Annotated in this window: 17 protein-coding genes; 3 read left to right on the top strand and 14 right to left on the bottom strand. The window is 42.2% G+C overall.

Going from position 1 to position 17,798, the window contains the following annotated elements; translation table 11 throughout:
• The first annotated feature begins 100 nt into the window (after positions 1 to 100).
• A complete protein-coding gene (locus tag PUT07_RS15780; protein WP_274469340.1) occupies positions 101 to 1,030 on the top strand; it encodes an AraC family transcriptional regulator in 930 nt (309 codons plus the stop codon).
• Positions 1,031 to 1,592: 562 nt separating this feature from the next.
• On the opposite strand, the gene PUT07_RS15775 is transcribed toward PUT07_RS15780, so the two are convergent.
• Complete coding sequence (locus PUT07_RS15775) at positions 1,593 to 3,218, bottom strand: P-loop domain-containing protein (RefSeq protein ID WP_274469125.1); 1,626 nt, start codon at positions 3,216 to 3,218, stop codon at positions 1,593 to 1,595.
• Between the two features lie 554 nt (positions 3,219 to 3,772).
• Entirely contained in the window at positions 3,773 to 4,198 is a 426-nt protein-coding gene (locus tag PUT07_RS15770) for an SgcJ/EcaC family oxidoreductase (protein WP_274469124.1), read from the bottom strand.
• A 152-nt stretch (positions 4,199 to 4,350) separates the two neighbouring features.
• Here PUT07_RS15770 and PUT07_RS15765 point away from each other — a divergent pair, with 152 nt between their 5' ends.
• Complete coding sequence (locus PUT07_RS15765) at positions 4,351 to 4,839, top strand: MarR family winged helix-turn-helix transcriptional regulator (RefSeq protein WP_274469123.1); 489 nt, start codon at positions 4,351 to 4,353, stop codon at positions 4,837 to 4,839.
• 122 nt (positions 4,840 to 4,961) lie between these two features.
• Here the strand turns inward: PUT07_RS15765 and PUT07_RS15760 are convergent, their stop codons facing one another.
• The 9 genes from PUT07_RS15760 to PUT07_RS15720 all read right to left on the bottom strand — a co-directional run bounded on the left by PUT07_RS15760 (position 4,962) and on the right by PUT07_RS15720 (position 12,691).
• Entirely contained in the window at positions 4,962 to 6,407 is a 1,446-nt protein-coding gene (locus PUT07_RS15760; RefSeq protein ID WP_274469121.1) for a PAS domain S-box protein, read from the bottom strand.
• A gap of 447 nt (positions 6,408 to 6,854) precedes the next feature.
• The gene (locus PUT07_RS15755; protein WP_274469120.1) at positions 6,855 to 7,382 is read right to left on the bottom strand and encodes a hypothetical protein; all 528 of its coding nucleotides are present in this window, start codon (positions 7,380 to 7,382) and stop codon (positions 6,855 to 6,857) included.
• 28 nt (positions 7,383 to 7,410) lie between these two features.
• Complete coding sequence (locus PUT07_RS15750; RefSeq protein ID WP_274469119.1) at positions 7,411 to 8,265, bottom strand: hypothetical protein; 855 nt, start codon at positions 8,263 to 8,265, stop codon at positions 7,411 to 7,413.
• Positions 8,262 to 8,768, bottom strand: a complete 507-nt coding sequence (locus PUT07_RS15745) for an anti-sigma factor family protein (protein ID WP_274469118.1) — start codon at positions 8,766 to 8,768, stop codon at positions 8,262 to 8,264. The genes PUT07_RS15750 and PUT07_RS15745 overlap by 4 nt, the downstream gene beginning before the upstream one ends.
• Positions 8,769 to 8,770: 2 nt before the next feature.
• Positions 8,771 to 9,301 (bottom strand): RNA polymerase sigma factor, encoded by a 531-nt coding sequence (locus tag PUT07_RS15740; protein ID WP_274469117.1) that lies wholly within the window; start codon positions 9,299 to 9,301, stop codon positions 8,771 to 8,773.
• 48 nt (positions 9,302 to 9,349) lie between these two features.
• On the bottom strand, positions 9,350 to 10,150 hold the full coding sequence (locus PUT07_RS15735) for a DedA family protein (protein ID WP_274469116.1): 801 nt from the start codon (positions 10,148 to 10,150) through the stop codon (positions 9,350 to 9,352).
• 158 nt (positions 10,151 to 10,308) lie between these two features.
• Entirely contained in the window at positions 10,309 to 10,893 is a 585-nt protein-coding gene (locus PUT07_RS15730) for an undecaprenyl-diphosphatase (RefSeq protein ID WP_274469114.1), read from the bottom strand.
• Between the two features lie 351 nt (positions 10,894 to 11,244).
• Positions 11,245 to 11,808 carry an SF0329 family protein gene (locus PUT07_RS15725; protein ID WP_274469113.1) on the bottom strand — a complete coding sequence of 188 codons (564 nt, stop codon included), beginning with the start codon at positions 11,806 to 11,808 and terminating at the stop codon, positions 11,245 to 11,247.
• Positions 11,809 to 11,848: 40 nt separating this feature from the next.
• On the bottom strand, positions 11,849 to 12,691 hold the full coding sequence (locus tag PUT07_RS15720) for an HNH endonuclease (RefSeq protein ID WP_274469112.1): 843 nt from the start codon (positions 12,689 to 12,691) through the stop codon (positions 11,849 to 11,851).
• Between the two features lie 339 nt (positions 12,692 to 13,030).
• On the opposite strand from PUT07_RS15720, the gene PUT07_RS15715 reads away from it, so the two are divergent.
• Positions 13,031 to 13,576, top strand: a complete 546-nt coding sequence (locus PUT07_RS15715) for a DoxX family protein (protein ID WP_274469110.1) — start codon at positions 13,031 to 13,033, stop codon at positions 13,574 to 13,576.
• Between the two features lie 120 nt (positions 13,577 to 13,696).
• On the opposite strand, the gene PUT07_RS15710 is transcribed toward PUT07_RS15715, so the two are convergent.
• The 3 genes from PUT07_RS15710 to PUT07_RS15700 all read right to left on the bottom strand — a co-directional run bounded on the left by PUT07_RS15710 (position 13,697) and on the right by PUT07_RS15700 (position 17,525).
• Complete coding sequence (locus tag PUT07_RS15710; protein WP_274469109.1) at positions 13,697 to 14,248, bottom strand: GNAT family N-acetyltransferase; 552 nt, start codon at positions 14,246 to 14,248, stop codon at positions 13,697 to 13,699.
• A 380-nt stretch (positions 14,249 to 14,628) separates the two neighbouring features.
• Positions 14,629 to 15,807, bottom strand: coding sequence for an ABC transporter substrate-binding protein (locus PUT07_RS15705; RefSeq protein WP_274469108.1), 1,179 nt, complete (start codon positions 15,805 to 15,807; stop codon positions 14,629 to 14,631).
• A 263-nt stretch (positions 15,808 to 16,070) separates the two neighbouring features.
• A complete protein-coding gene (locus tag PUT07_RS15700; protein ID WP_274469107.1) occupies positions 16,071 to 17,525 on the bottom strand; it encodes an esterase-like activity of phytase family protein in 1,455 nt (484 codons plus the stop codon).
• Positions 17,526 to 17,798 lie beyond the last annotated feature (273 nt).

The raw sequence follows: 17,798 nt of genomic DNA, 5'->3' as shown, positions 1-17,798 counted from the left end.
ATCGATTATCTTAAATGATTGCCTAATCCTATCAATGTACTAACATTATGGATGTAGATACTTTATAATAAATACAGCACATTCAGTTAAGGAGGATCCTATAACCGTGGAAATCCTGCACAAGCAGAATGAACTCTCCAAACTCATTGCAAACCATAGCGGCCAGAACGGTGTATATGAATCTGCGATCCCAGCTCTATTTCTCATTCATCATTCCAAAGAGACACATCCTGTTTACAGGGTCTACAAACCTTCTTTTTGTTTCATTGCGCAAGGTTTGAAAGAGATTCTGTTGGCACAGGAGCGTTATGAATATGGTCCTGCCAACTATTTGGTTTCATCCATGAATTTGCCGGTGATCGGCCAAGTGATCAAAGCATCTGCGGACACACCCTATTTGAGCTTGAAGCTGGAATTTACCTCTGATCAGATTTTTGAAGTTTTGAAAGAATCGGAGGCTATAGCGACAATGAAAGAACACCCTAAACGGGCGTTGTACGTTGGCGAAATAGAGGCATCCATACTGGACGCGGTACTCAGGTTAGTTCAACTGCTGGATCATCCGGAAGATATCCCTTTCCTTTCCCCCATTTATAAAAGAGAAATTCTATACCGGCTGCTGCAAGGGCCATATGGCGCAACCCTAGCCCAAATTGCCATAGAAAAAAGCGGCACCTACCGGATCCGAGAGACGATCGAACAAATCATAACTCACTTGGATCAGACCTTGCGGGTCGATGAACTTGCAGCGCTCGCCAACATGAGTGTTCCGACCTTCCACAGACATTTTAAAGAGTTAACCGCTATGAGTCCCATTCAATTTCAAAAACACCTCCGCTTGCAAGAAGCCCGGCGCCTGCTATTATCGGAGTCGGCAGATGCCTCGGATGTCGCATTCCGGGTAGGTTATGAGAGTGCATCTCAGTTTAGCCGAGAGTACTCCCGTATGTTCGGTGCTCCGCCAAAAGCAGATGTTAAGAAGTTTATGGAAAAATATGATCAACGGCTAAACGCCGCATCCCTGCTATAAAAACAAAAAGCCCAAAGGCAAAAGCCTTTGGGTTATTTTTTAACTTCACCTGTTCTACTAGGGGAGTTTGTTATGTCGAATGTTTAGTGTCATTCAAATGGTAAGCGCTTGTAGAGCAAAGCGACTTGATTAGCAATATATTCCGAGCTGAAATGAATCCCCTCTTTCATCCACCACGTCAACACTCCAAGTATGGATGAAGTCATAATATCTATGGATACGTAATTAGAAGGCATTTGATTCATCTGCTTAGGCTTAAGCTTCATTACGATGCCGCTCAATACAGCCGGATTAAACGCGCTGCCTAGACAACTAGGCACTCACGGCTCTGCCGTAAACAATACGGTCCGACAGATTGCAGGAGCAATCGGGACTGCTGTCGTCGTGACTATTTGTACTTCTCAAACATCCCATCATGCTATCGAAATCGCACAAGCACATATAGGATTCTCGCCTCAACAAATAGCTAGTCATTCATCCATGATGGGTTCAAGCGATTCCTATACTTTCATGACGATATTAGCCGTTGCCGCCCTTCTTCCTTTTTAATTAGCCTTTCCTATTAGAGTTGTTCAGAGATCTCAAGCTGAATAAAATTCAAATGTTTCATCCGGTTTATAACTGCTAATACTTCATTCAATCTTGGTAATTCAAGCCATCTTTCGAAACCAGGAAAGAAGGAAGAAAATACAGTATCCAAGCCTTCCCTCTCCATATCTTCGAGAGCCTTTTTGACCTTTTCATGAAGAAAGATGAGGCGGTCCTGGTTACTTATCGCGATTTTCCGAAGTAAAAACGCAATAGCTGCGAGCTGGGCGTGTGAGGTGATATTGTAAAGCCCTCTGATATCAATTTGTTCATCACCTATCATCAAGTAGCCCATGGTTGAAACCATCAGCTTTTCTGTCCCACTACCCTGCGGATAGCTCGAAAATTGATCGGTTGTTATTTCTCTTATCTCCCATTTTGTAAGGGGGATACGTTCGCGTGGTTTGTCGTTTTCACATAATTTTTTTGCCTCCCGCGTTACGTTTATTGGCACAAAATTGTCCATCAGGATGATTTGATCGGCAACGGATAGGAATTCGCCGCTGCCTCCAATAACAAGAACGGAAGATACGCCTACAGCTTCATAAAGCTCTCTGACACGTTCGGTAAAAGGTGTAATAGGTTCATGCTTGATTAATGAACGCATTTTGATGTCTTGAATCATAAAATTCGTCGCACTTCTGTCTTCATCAATAAGAAGAAGCTTACATCCGAAGTTGATTGCCTCCATAATATTTGCGGCTTGAGATGTGGAGCCTGAGGCGTAGTGCGTCGAAAACTGTTCAGCCGAACTATTGGGTATCCATTTGATAAAAGGCGTAATATTGATATTTGTGATGGAACGGCCTTCCTCTGCAGCTATTTCCATGGCACTTTGATCTGTAATCACAAATTCTCGTCCGTCGCCTAAGATGTGGTTATAAATCGCCGAATTTAGCGCATCCAGCAAGGTGCTTTTACCTGAATATCCGCCGCCCGTAATGACCGTCACACCATGTTTTATTCCCATTCCTTGCAACCCACAAATTTCAACTTCAATATCTTTCGGGGATCTAAAAGGCATGGCACCCTCCAATGGCCCGCTGTTGTCTTTATTTCTTGGCAAAATGCTGCCATTCGCAATAAACGCACAATAATTATTGGCTTTCAGCCATTCGCGGATCCTATTTTGTTTTTCTACCAATTCATAGGCAGCTTTCAACTGGATGAGATCAAACTTGGCAATAAACGCCTCCACTTCTTTTGGAAGCATTTTGCAGAGCATGCGCATAGCTTTATCATTGTTCTTAAATGGCAGTTGAACGGTAACCATTATGCACAGATACCATTTTTCTGAGATGACTTCAACATAGGATGCATTACGTTGCAGCACCACATTGGTTGGACGAAAACAATAAAAAGCGCCATTTTCTTTATCAGAACGTGACCGGTTATAAATCAATTCATTTAACGCCTCAATATGACCAACCCATGCTCTTAATGCAAAATCGGAGAGAACAACTTGATCCCTATTTTCATCTAAGCCGAGACGGTCAAAAGGTATTTTGATGGTGATGCATGGTATATCCAGTGTGAGTTTATGGGTCCGTTCAATGTAATAGGCAACTTCATTATTCCAATAGGTTGGGTCACTTATCATCCCTCCTTGATCATAGTATGAACCTTCATAGATCAGATTGTAAGATGACTGTCCGGATTGTAAGGAGCGAAAATATTGAGCGAGTCTTTTAATAAAGCATCATCCTTTCATAGTTGAAAAAGCGGTGAATAACGGGAAGTGTTGCCGAAGTTAAAACGATATCTTAAGAAGGAGGCCCCTTATCCTTACCTTTTGTCCTAAATAAATAACAGCCACTCTGTAAGTGGCTGTTATAGACCGGCAAGAAAGCATAAACGTTTCTTCTGTCTAAATGAAAAAGCCCTGAGAGTGATCCCACCTCAGAGCCTAATGTAGTCGTAAAAAGAACAACTAAAAAGCAATATGAGGATAAGACGTATATTTTTTTGTTTTCATTGTCCTCACCTCTTTACCATTTATTTTTTACTGCAACTCAAACATACCATTAAGATCAACCACAATATAGGGAAAGATTAATTATAATGAAATCAAACTCTGAAATCGAGTCATTCTAAGAATTACATGAAGATCGATTTTCACTTTTGGGGATTGTGATTCATGCTTGATGTGAGAAGTTAACGCTTTCCTCTCGGAACCTCTTGGATACGGCAATTATGGAAAGCAGTCAGTTTCCATTCTCCGTTGTCCTTCATAACTACATTCGTATTGATTGATCCTCTATCGTTGGGATCTTGAGCAGGCTCGGCGAGCCGTACCTCCCCAGCTGCATGAACAATCGCGATATCGGACGCGATAAAACGCGGCTGTAAATCGGAAGAAGTACTGGATAACAGGATAGAACCTTTAAGAGGTCCGTTAAACAGCATTTGATGGACATCGGCAATCTGCTTTCTCCCCTTCAGATGTTGACCCATGAACGTCACATAATCGGCGTCTTCCGTAAAGCAGTTGCCGAAAGCAACCCCGTCCCCATGATTCCAAGAATTGCCTAGCTCTGTAAATAATGCTCGGATGCCCTTCAGATCTTCTTGATTTGTCATTTTGAATCGTCCTCTCCATAGTGAATTTGTTTGGCGGTGCATGGATCGTATGTTATACTGTGGATGTTAAGAAACTTAATAACTCAATTATCTTAATGAATATTATATCTTGATTAATTAAGATAATAAAATCATAACTTGGAGGTTACGATATGTCAAGGGATAATTTCCCTTCGAATTTTTCCGAGCTCACTTCTTCACAGAAGGCGCTAATCCACGAATTGCAGCAAAACAGCGCGAGAGCCGTTATGTTTCATCAATTGATCTCTAACAAATTAGGTCTCAATGCGACCGATCATAAATGCCTAGACTTCCTGAACCGCACCGGTCCGGTAACTGCCGGCCAGCTTGCACAATTAACCGGGTTGACTACTGGAGCGGTGACAAGTGTAATCGATCGATTGGAGCAAGCTGGTTATGTAACCAGGGACAAGGATCCGGACGATCGAAGACGTGTTGTTGTCAAGCCCGTACCGGAAGGCTCTGCCCATATCTCACCCATGTTCCAGTCAGTCATGCATTCGACGCTTAAGATCATCACGCAATACAACGAGCAGCAACTACATCTGATCATTGACTTTATCAGGAAGTGTAATGAGATGACTTTAGATGAAATGAACAAATTGAAAGATCCGAATTGATAAAGTTATGCTTCAGAATTGCAATAAACAAAAGGAGCCGCTGAGCGGCTCCCTTTTTATTTCATGAATGATCTGCATGAAGCATTCCATTCTCCATGATGATGAACCTCCGGATAGTATTCTTAAGGTTTCATCACAATCGGTATGACAACTTCCACCATAGTCCCCTTGCCAATTTCACTTTCGAAGCGCAAAGTCCCCTTATGATTTTGGATGATCTTCATTGAAACCATTAATCCTAAACCTGTTCCGGATTCTTTGGTCGTATAAAAAGGATTTCCAATTTTGGCAATATCATTTTGCGGAATTCCATACCCTGTGTCTGTAATTCGAATATTTATTGCATCGTTCATTTGCTTGGCCTGTATGATCACTTCTCCGCATTTCGGCATGGATTCGATCGCATTTTTTAGAACATTGATAAACACCTGATTAATACTGCGCTGACACTGGATTAACGGTAAATTGGCATCAAACTCTTTCTTTATTTGAACGTTATACAAGTTTGCCTGCCCTTCAAATAATGTTGTAACGTGATTTAACTCATGCACGATGTCCCTCAATTCATAGGCTTCATTTGAAGGTTTAGCTAACACTAGAAGTTCGCTTACAATTTCATTGATTCGATCGATTTCTGAAATCATGACTTCATTTCGCAATTTCTTTGTACCATTCATATCCTCTTTCAAATATAATTGCATAAATCCTCGTAAACTAGTCAAGGGATTTCTAATTTCATGGGCAATCCCCGCTGCGAGTTCACCAACCAAGGAAAGCTTCTCGGATCTGCGGATTAATTCTTCGGAATGTACCCGTTCTGAAATATCACGCCCCATGCTGATAACGTGTTGAATATCTCCTGCTGCATTTCTTATTTTTTTAGAATGCGATTCTTGCCATATATAATGACCGTTTTTATGACGAAGACGATATACAAATATTCTGCTATCTGACTGATCCGAATGACCTCGCCTTAACCAGCCACCGTTCAAATCATCTTGATGCCAATAGTCATAAGCATACTTTCCGATAAGTTCTTCTGGTTCATATCCCATTTGGATGCGGATCGCAGGTGAGACATATGAAATAACTCCTTCTGGAGTTAAACGCAAAATAACGTCCTGAGAATGTTCGGAAATAAGATTGTGCAGCTCTTCAATCTTCTTGAATTCTTCTTCCTTCTTTTTTTGTTCTGTGATATCTATAATGTGCGAAATGAAAATATCATTCGTATGGATTCCCTGATGGTTCCTCTCCACAGTAACATTTTGAAGCCCCCAAATGATGGTCCCCGATTTATGAATATACCTTTTTTCTATTTGAAAACCATCTGTTTCACCCTGCACCAATTTACGCCACAATGCCAGTTCTGCTGCTAAATCTTCCGAATGGGTGACATAAGAATTACTGGTATTAATCAATTCAATTTCACTATAGCCTAACAATTTGCATAAAGATTGATTAGCTCTTAATAGCTTCCCATCCGAAGATAACAAAGCCACGGCAATCGGGGATTTCTCAAATACGCGAAAATAAAAACTATGGTCATCATTCAATTGAGATAACATCCGATCCTCCGTTAATAACCTGATTCATTCATTATTCCAGCAATTTTCTGTTATTAGTATAAATGATTTTTCTATAAGTCGGCAGTATGCTATGGACCTATTTTATAAAGTCATTTGTGGCAATTTGTGGTTGCTGTCTGGAGACAAGTCATTATATTGAAAAGAAACAACGGCGGACTAGGACTTGAAAAACAAAGTCTTAGGCTGCCGCCGCTCCTACGATTTACCGGTTATGAGGTTAATCTTGGCTTGAATGTCCGTTTATAAGAATGCCTTCGCTTCTTCATTTCCTGTTAGCTGTAATAAGATTGGATCGTCTATATGGCTTGCGCGTACTGAAAACGTTAGGAAGGGACAGCATTGTCTCTCCAAAACTGTTACTTGGTCGGAATGCAAAGAAAAAATCGAGCATAGCGGTTCTTGTTAGGGAATTTGAATGAATTTTAGTTATAAGAAAGCGTGTATGAGAAACAGAACAGCAAATGCTAGCCCTGTCCGCAAATGCCATTTACGATCCAATCTCTGATACCGGAATAATCCCGATACGGGAACTGGTAGAAGAACCAGCAAGGCAAACAGGCCGCTAATGTTATTAAAATCGAATTTAAAGCCATACATAAAGACAGCAACTGTATGAAGTATGATAAAGGCAATAGCAATAATGGCCAGTGGGGTGTGCCATCTACGTGTAAAGCGCAGCAATAGTGCAAGCCCCTTTTTCATATAAACTATCCTATCCCCTATCCGTTGTCTCATAGCAAAGAGAAGCACGTAATAAGCAAGCACAAAAAATAAGGCGATTCTAGCATACGAACCAAAATCCTTAAACGTATGTTCGAACTGTCTGCTATGTAGAGCCGATGGCGAAAGAAGTAATAACCCCTTAAGCTGCCAAACTACGAGCAGAACAGCTATAACGAACGCTAGGCCTATACCTAATCGCTCCTTTTTAGGTATCAATTCAAGTTTTTTCATGTGAGCTTCCTTCTCTCTGTGTTTCACTTTATTTTCCCTCCGTATCGCTGTCATCGCGTCTCTTCTTCCTCCATTTGTCCCTGATCAACATCGTCATAATGCCAGTGGAGAAGAGAACAATCACGAGAAAGATCAGGGCTCCGATGAGAGGAATATTGATGAAAGATACGATCACACTGGCGCCTGTTAATGCGATTAACCAGTCAGACCGACCTTTTGTCATCTGAAGATTGGATCCGACTAACAAGCTTAGCACAGCTAACCCATAAATAAAGGCTACCGCAATGAAGAGGATGATGACGACGGCAAGTGGAATTCCGATAATCGTTACAAGAAGCAGCACAGATAATGCGCTAAGAATTAAACTGCTGAAGAAGCCAATGGAGATCAATGAGCCAGGTGCGCGCCGGGCACGTTCAATCACCGCGACCATCCGGCCTTTGCTCACAAATACCGTTAGTACAGACAAAAGGACAAGCAAAATACTTATTGCAAGCTGCGTAAGCCACGTACCGACGATGAGACCTCCCCCAACGAACAAGCTGTTTTGTGTCGAAGTATCGAATGAGAAATTCATGACTTCGTCCTTTACAACAGCTCCTTTCTCCTGCCGCACGTTGCCGCCAATAACGAGAACAAAACCATCCACTCTAGCGGAGGATTTTAATTCTACACCTCCATTAATCACAATAACAGCATCGGAGACATTTCCTAGAATGGTTGCGTCCCCGCCTATGACGATGACATCGTCTACCGTTTGATTGGGTGGGATAACCGTATCTTGATGATCAAATATCCCTTTAGCCACCGCATTTGTCGGCATCACCAATAAGAAATAAATCAACAGCACGCTTATCGCGTACCACGAATGTTTGTTTTTCAAATGGAATCCCCCTGAATAGCTTTGGCTTTTAGCAAATGTTTGATAGAAACACTGGAACCTATAATAATAACAAGCGAACAAACGGTCATACTTATCAGAATTAAAGGCTCTGAGCCCAGAATACTGCTGGTCGCATATATCAGATTAAACATAAATTTAAACAGGATCGAACTCAGGTTGAGTAGAAAAGCTCCTGTGACAACGACAGCGATCGCAAATAAGCTTAATACGCACAGGAATGGGGCTAATATCCAAACCCGCAGCGTTGCCCTTGAAGGTGACGTCTCCAAATTGAGCTGCGCAATCACTTTATCCTCCAGGCTATGGGGTACTTCGATCGCTTGAAAAGCTGTATGAACTTGATTCTGAATAGCCAACAAGTCATCCAGCAAGGCGGAGCACTGCGGGCAATGACCCAAATGCTTTTCGACCTGTTTTCGTTCTTTATCCGTCAATTCATTGTCCATGTAAGCGGCAATAAGTTCTTCTATATGGTCAGACAAGATTACTCCCCCGTTCCCCTTTTTAATTCCTTACGAAGCAAAAGCCGCGCGGCGTTAATACGCGATTTAACCGTTCCTATTGGGATATCGATTATTCCGGCAATTTCGTCGTAAGAATAACCTTCAACATCACGCAAGATAATGACCTCTCTGTGCTCCGGGCTTAATGTATCTAATGCTTCTTGAATGGACATCTGCAAATCGGTTCGCTCTAAATCAACCCGCGCAGTCGTTTCCACCCATTCTTGAGGACTCGTATTTTCCTTTTTACGCTGATTAAGCCTATCGTAGCATAAATTGGAGACAATACGCGTGAGCCATGATGTGAAAGCGAAGCCATGTTCAAGCTTGGGAAGTGAATAAAAGGCTTTGATAAAGGCTTCTTGAGCCACATCCTCCGCCTCCATACGGTCTGAAAGCATGCCATATGCATACCGATAGACACTGCTCTTAAATCTCTTGACAAGTAGGGCAAATGCATCTTTATCGCCATTTGACGCCTTACTGATTAAATCATATAATTCCTGATCCACACATAATCTTCCCCCCAAGAGCGCCCTATTGGACTTAAGACGAGGTTGCTAGGTTTCTTCAAATATAATCTGAACGATAAAAGTTGTGATTTCATCAAAATCAGCGAACTCATTAGCGAGAAAATCCTGCACCAAACCCGCCATCAAGATGAATAAAGTCAAGAACACACAAAAGGATGCGAGAAACAGAAATTTGACTTTTCCTAGAGAATGAAAAGTCTTCACGCCTTGACTTAACCCCTTTGCCGTTGAGCTGTAGATCTGATCTCTATATCTCCTGAACATATAAAGCACGATGAAAATCAACGCAGCAATCACGCCCGCCATCAACAAATACTTGGTGATCGTATGATGAAATTGGTCCCATTTGGGTCCAAGGATTTTGCCTAGTGAGATAAACGTGCCTGTCCACAGGAAAGCTCCAGGATACGCAAACAGCATATAAGTTCGAAACGGCATGCGCGTAACACCGGAGAAATAACCCGTGAAGTGGCGGATGCCTGGGATAAAGTAGGCAATAATCAGAAGCTTATTCCCGTAACGTTCAAACCAGTCGGATGTCTTCTGCAGCTTATCGGGGCCAAAATGGATCTTAGACCCATGCTTCTCGAAAAAAGGAGTTCCTAATTTAAACCCAATCCAATAAGAAAGTGTCATACCGAACGAGGCGCCGCTGCCTGCTGCGAGAATACTCATGAACCAGTTCAAATGCCCCTGGTAGATCATAAGTCCAGTATATGTCATGAGCACTTCCCCCGGTAACGGAAGAGCTAGAAGTTCAAGAATGAGCGCAATTCCGAGCACAAAATAGCCGTATTGCTCCAGCAATCCTTGTATGAAGTGTGTCAATTCTACCTCCGCAAAAATATCCATGTAATGACCAAAAGACAGGAACTTTATCGAAAAAGTTCAGTGTGCGTATTGTTATTTTTTACTTTCTTTAACTAAAAATACCCCTCAAGCACGAATGCCCAAGGGACTTAAGTTTACTAAATGCTTTCAGCTCTTTATGCCCATAGCTTTCGTTCCATTTTTTCGTAAATAGTCATACAGGTATTTAAAACGTTTTTCCCTAAGGTGGAGCTCTCGAACAGTCGGTAGACTAAAATCGCACTCGTCATACCCATGAAAGCCCCCGTTAACACATCCAACGGATAGTGAACGCCCGTCCAAACGCGTGATACCGCTATGAGAGCGGCTAATGCTAACCAAATAATGCCGTCCTTTTTACGATACATCCAAATCGCTGTTGCAATCACAAATGCTCCCGTTGCATGATCGCTAGGAAATGATGCATTCGCCGGATGTTGAATTAATTGAATAACTGCGTGAGTAACAAAGGGTCTGTCTCGATAAAAGAAATGGGAGATGATTCCCCCGCTGCCTAGTGCGGCACACGCTGATAAGAGAGCTGTAGCAACCATTCTTCGATTAATTGGACTCCTCGTTAACCAATAAATAATGACACCTAAGTAAAACAGGTACTCCGCATCCTTGGCTAGGAAACGCATCAATGGATTCATAGACGGGACGGTTACAGCTAAATGATTGATGAACTGAAAAACTTGATAATCAGAATATAAAATGTTCACTTGATGTGACCTTCTTTCGTGTTGGTTTCTCAGAAGAAAAGGACTGGGCTATTTTCATAAAAGTTCAGAGCCATTTCATTTTAATTTTTACCAAAATAGAAAAAGCCACTTTAATGATTAGTCGTCAAGTCACCTAGATCAAAACCTTATCTCATCAAAAAAAAGCCGCGATTATCGCGGCCTTTAAAGAGATGATGTTCTTGCACCCAACAGCAGAGTTTTCCTCCATTGTCTAATGACACAACTGTTCGCTGTTGGTCTTCTTAATTGCTACGAGGTAAAACGTCTCGTCTAAAATGGTAATCGGTGTCATAGCGGCTCGAATGATTTCTGCGTCTGAGTTATTACCTTTCATAACGTACTGAGCCGCAGTTCAAAAAAATACTGTACAATCGGATGCTTTAACTTCATCTTCTCGGTCATGTTTAAAATTCGTTTTTTTCCAACCCGTCTGTCAACCAAAGCTAGGATATTCAATAAAATATCGTTGCTCTCTAAGCTTTCCTCTATAGAAGTGGATAAAAATTTATTAGCTACAACGATAAAATTGGATTTACTTAATGATGACTGCGCTGACAAAAGATCCTTTGCATATTCCGATATTTTTCTACTTCTTGCTATTACTTTTAAGCGATCCTCCGGAACACTCCCATTGGTATCTTTTCTGATAGCATCGATTTCTTCGTTATTGATAGGAATCTGGATCGTTGCATCATTCTTAATTTCCAACTCGGTTTGATACCATCTGATGAAGGTATCACTCATATTCAGTACGTTTTTTTTATCTACAGCCATATAACAAAGTCCTGCTTTATCAGGTAAATAGCGGTAGCTGGTTGAGAGGTATTCGACCCTTCCATATAACGCAGGACTGAGAAAACTCTCCAGTTGTTGCTTCAATTTGCTCCAGGCCATTTCATCCTCCGTTAGATCAATCATTTGAGCTCTTTAACTTTTATTGCAACTTGGGATTATGTTTTATAGAAAATTCAAATTCATCCATATCCCGATCGGCCTTAGATTGGTTGCACGTATTGCATGCGCAGACGCAATTATCAGGAGTTGTATGCCCACCTTTGGCACGAGGCAGCATGTGATCAATCGTATCCCCGTATTGTCCGCAGAAGCGGCACGTATATTGGTCTCGCTCCAGAATAAGCCTGCGGAATTCCTTATTGCTATATAAACGGCGAATCGTGTGCCGATTCATAACGACTGCAGCCCGCTCCTTCACTAACGTTATGGCTAGCACGGGATCGATCTCTTGATGCCACTTGCGTCCGTTGTCCGTTTTGCCGCGCATGTGGATGAAGCCCCTCCGATTCGGCATCAAGCCGATGGCCTTCATATCCCTTATCAGATCCCTTTTGTTGACGATCGGTTCTTCCATAATCGCAGCAGATTGTATATTCTTATTGACGACTGTCTTCAATGTATCTGCTGTCTTTGCCTTTGAACGCCGCCTTCTTCTCTTCTTCTTGGCAGGTGCAATATCGACGCTTTCGTCCGTCTTGCTTGTTTCAGCAATCCCTATTTCCAGCAGGGTTCTGTCGTCGGCTTGTTCCCTGCGGTTCTTCCGGCAAGCTTTGCAAGCCCCCCGGTATGAAACCGCCCCTCTGCTTTTGCCTGTCCTTCGCTTAAATTCCGACAGCGGCCTCCGGCATGCACAGTACGTGCATAGCTTGGTCGGCGCGGTATCGTCCTCTGTTATCTGCGGCGGATTTCCGCTTGTGCCGCTCAAATCCTGTTGTATCTGTACCGTATCCAGCTCAAGCACTGGTCTCGTATGACTACGCAATCTCCCCTTACTTCCCATCCTGGCTTGTCAGCCCCACTTTCATAGTATTGACCTTATCATACCACATCTCCACCGAATTAAAGAGCCGGACTAATACTCGCGCATTCCTCTTATCAAAATTGCGTACAAACTGAAATTCATTTTTACTTTGTGATATTAATCACATATTTAACCTTTCGTGCATGGTAAATTAAAGGTGTAGAAAGGAAGCACACAATGTAATGGAAAGGATGGTATCACATGAAAACACAAAAACGATCCCGTTCTTGGCTGAATTAGATAAAATTTTTTAGCTGACCTTGTGAAAAATTCACCACTCAAAATGAGGAGATGTTTATCATGTTAGGTAAATGGCTTAGAGAAAATAAATATGCAGCAGGTATCCTACTTTTCATACGTTTGTATATGGGATATGAATGGCTCACTCACGGATGGCAAAAGTTAACCGGCGGATTTACTGCCGAAGGATTCTTAAATAATGCGATTACTAAACCGGTGATCGATAAAGCAACCAATGAACTTGTTTATCCGACGTTCACTGCATTCATTCAACATTTTGCCCTGCCGAATGTTAAAATAGTTAACTATGCAATTCCGCTAGGCGAATTCTTAGTAGGTCTTGGTTTGATTCTCGGTGCATTGACTACAGCCGCAGCATTCTTCGGACTTCTCATGAACTTCATGTTCATGTTCGCGGGTACCGTAAGCACGAACCCTTGGTTCATTCTTATCGGCGGGATCCTGTTCATGGCTGGAGCAAATACCGGCAAATTCGGTTTAGACTACTACCTGATGCCGTACCTGCGCAAGCTGTTCACGCATAAGAAAGATGACGCCAATCGCACAGCAGGAACGGGAACAAAGCATAAGCCTGCACATGCCTAACCCGTAACAGGATGAGCAAGAAGGATCCGCTAGTGCGGATCCCTCTTACTCATCATAATTAGAGGTGTTCAGAAACCATAAGCTGAATAAAATTCAAATCATTAAATTGGACGGTGTAACTTATTTGGTGTCATGGAATCTCCCCATAACAATCGTGTTATAGTATTTACCGTCGGAAAGAATTTTGTCTTTAGTTAGTATGCCTTCGATTTCAAAGCCAAGCCTTTTATATAGTTCAATAGCTTTAGAATTGGTTTCCAAGACGTTCAGCGTTATCTTCTTGATCTCATTGGAGTCAGCCCATGCTATAGACTCTTTTAGCAGATTTTTACCGATCCCATATCCCCAGAAGTCTTTAAGTACGCCTACACCAAATTCAACCTTATGAGAGAATCTCTTAAGGTAAGTTCCTTCGCATCTCGAAAAGCCGACAATTCGTTCATTAGCGACAGCAACCAAAAATAAGTTTCTTGGACTGATCGCATCCGTATGTATTAATTGTTCGAATCCTGCTGGATCAATGAAAGCTTCTCCCCTTTCTCTATCCAGATTCTCCGTCTCTCCATCAATTTGTAGTCTTAGTTCAGACAAATCTTTCGCATCTGTTTCGACAGAAGATCTAATGGTGTAGGTCTGTCCATTCACATGAAATTCTTTATTGCTGATTATCATCTATTTGCCTCCTATAAACAATCTTCCATTCATCATCCAGCGACACAATAAAGCCCCCCTTGCAGCAGCAGGTTTATATTAATTCACCTGTCTACCTTAAGGGGAGCATATCAGCGCGGCAAACTGCTCTTTTTTAGCCCTTCACAGAACCTGCCGTAATTCCATCTATAAACTTCCTTTGGAACATAATATATATCACAATAATAGGGACAATTACAATTGATACCCCTGCTGTGAATTCGTTACAACCATCTATTTGAGAAGCATCCATCAACTCATCCGGTAAATCTCTGAAAAAGGTACGCATCCTTATGGACAATCTCAGCGATGTCGACTCCGATGAAGAAGATCAAGATGACCAGCTACCACGGTGTCTTCACTCAGCTATCGTGCATTTCAAAACTTAATTTCTCAAGAATTCTTGTTTCCATTGTTTCAATTGCTTCTTCCCATTGGATTTTTCCCCGCACAGCTCGTTCCATTTCACTTCTAACAATACTTCCAGCCATATTCTCATAGGGGCTTTGCGGATTTGCCCAGCCTTTTTTTATACCTTGAAACACCCATTCCATGTTATTTTCTGAGAAATTCGGATTATCCTGTCCATAATTCGCCTCGTATTTTCTGTCAGATAAGGAAGAGAATCGACCAATGCTAGAAAGATACAGTTGGAATTCTTCCGACACTAAATAAGATATGACTTCAAACGCCTCTTCCCTATGTTCGGAGCTAGGATGTAAGGTTAAAAACCATCCATAATCACTTAATGACGGAACTATAAGGTGATTATAAATCTTTGGGAAACGTACGGCTCCTAACTTAAACGGAAGCTTTTGGCTGAACATCTCAGGGGAGTCTATGGACATTGCAACAGTTCCATTTCGACGGAATGCCCTACCATAAACGAATATACGTTCATCGGTATCTTGAACATTCCCCGGTATCCCATAAGCAACTTTTATTATGCGGAAATATTCGTTACAGTCACTATCCCGAAGTTTTAGTCGGTGTGTTTCAGGATCAAGAAACCTTATTCCCAGCTGCATTTTTAATAAAGAATAATCCCCAATGTCTAATCCGCAATAAGGTATACCATCGATTGTTCCAGTTACTTTTGCTGCTAAAGTTATTACATCGTCCCACGTCATTTCATGTTCGGGAACTGGGACATGAAACTTCGCAAATATATGTTCATTATAAAAAAGTGCATGCGTATAATTTGTTCCTACACCAAAGGGTAGACCATATATTCGTTTTTCATTGGAAACCGACTTAAGTAAACTTGGTATAAAGGATTCAAGTTTGACATCAGAATTATTCAAAAAAGGTGTTAGTTCATAATCCTTTTTCTTAAAAGCCGGTACATCACTAATATCAATTCGGATATCAAGATCTGTACGATATTCCCAAGCTCCCCAGGCTTCCGCAGAAGTATATCCTCCCGAGTCCTGTACATGTGAAAACATGAATTCTGGAAATTTTGTTCTCAGCTTCGATGCGATCACTGACTCGAACTCATGGTCATACCATTTAGAACTAAAAATAATTGTTTTCTTCATCGCACAACCTCCTATATATTGGAAATGGCATCGCCTCCACAGTTTAGAACATATGTTCCCTTTGGTAAATAGGGCATTATTATCTTATACTATCTATTTTTACAGCCCCTAGCGTAACGAAGCTGCCAACTATCGTTCAAGTTAGCGTAACCTCTGAACTCTTCACCACTTGTATTCCATCAAATCGGCATGTCTCAAGATCTACACCATCAGAACAAAAGCCCAAAACCGTTCAAAAAACGGTTTTGGGCTTCATGCCATTATTATTGAATCTTGTAAGGCAGTTTGAACGTCCACAGGAGCGTTCCGTTATCTGACGATTTGCTGTCGATGCCGAAGTCGTTATCATTCGTAATAACCAGTGTGTCATCGTTGACAAGCGAAACCCCTTCGATTTTCTCAAACGGGAATTTAAAGCTTACCGCATCCAGCACTGTCCATTTTTTCACTGGCAAAATGCTCGCCGTTTTCAAATCCTGTACGCTCATTTGTTCGAGGGTTTTACCTGCGGCGGCCACTGTGTCGAACTTGCCAAGGATATTCGTAGCGCTGGACAGATCAACTTGGTAGATCCGCTTCAGTTGAGCTTTATCTCCGGAGAATTTATCGCGCTCGTCGATCAGGAGTGTATTTTCGTTCACTGCCACCATGTCGGAGATCACGATATCGCCTTGAGCCAAATTCTTAAATTGGCTTGCATTTTCAAGCATGTAAGCAAATTCTGCTACCGGCTGCAGCGTAGTCAGATCAAATTTGATAATCCGTACTTGGCGGGAGTTGTCCATTGCCTTGTCCGGGTTGCGAAGTGCATTTTGCATCGCCATGAACATATACTTGCCGTCTGGCGTGATGCCTACAGCTTCCGCACCTCGGTTTTGACGAAGCTTATTGTACACATCCGGCAAGTTTTCGTGCGCAGGCACAAGCGGTGTAGCTGCCTGTGCGGACCAGCCTTTCGGTACAATACGCTCGATAATTGTGCCGTCACGCTTCACGTGAACGATGGAAGGACCGTACTCGTCGGAGATCCAGAACGTGTCGTCTTTCGGATTGTAAGCAAGGCCTTCAATATCTAAACCGTAAGGATCGTAGGACAGTTCTTTCTCGCCTTTGGCGTCATATGGCGCTTCGTCGCGGCCTTTGATGTTCGGCAATCCTGTAATTGCGCTTGTTCCCGAAACCGGATCGTTGCCGGACAGCTTCAGAGGCCATTTGTCCAAAATTTTGATCTCGCCGCTGCTCACTTCAATTTTATAAATCGTTGGCGTATAGCTTGCAATCGGGAATGTGCGAAGGGTTTTACCGTTCACGTCAATTTGACCATTCGGACCGCGGTCCGCCGTCGTATAGAATACATTATCAGGATCACCAGGAAGGTGCGTCAGAGAAGAGCCTACGCCCATTTTGATGCCTTCGGCAAGGTCCGGTGCTTTGAGCTCGTATTTCCCGGTCAAGACAGGCTTGTCCGTCAGAGATACGCTTTCGCGGAACTCGTCCCAATCTACATATTTGCCGGTCGCTTCCGCAAGTGCACGGACAGGCAGATACAAACTTCCATCGATATTCACAGCCGGCGTGCTCGGCATTACCGCTTGGCCATTATTGGCATATGTAATTTGCTCGGATGTTTCACCGCTTTTGGTTGCGGCAGAAGCAGCTCCCGTTACCGCCACGCTTAGCGCGAGCAGTATCGATGTATTGGCGATCCACTTTTTCATTTCTCTAATGAACTCCCTTCGATTATAACGAATAATTGGTAACATGATATTTATATCAAAGGAATGTTAGAGGAAATATCTTATAATGATAAGGTTTTGTAAATTGTCGATTAGTCGATTGATTTTCGCCTCATACGCGTATAGCTAAAAAACTTTCGAGCTTATCTTGCAGTAAATCATCACTCATGTTCTCTATATCAAATTGTGAAATTTTGATTAATGCAGATGTAGTTAAATGTTCTTCTCACCCGACATCATCTGCAAAACTATATA

Origin of the sequence: Paenibacillus sp. MAHUQ-63 (assembly GCF_028765165.1) — a bacterium.
GTDB lineage: Bacteria > Bacillota > Bacilli > Paenibacillales > NBRC-103111 > Paenibacillus_E.
Note: the sequence above shows the minus strand (reverse complement) of the source record. Positions and strands in the feature narration are given on the sequence as shown.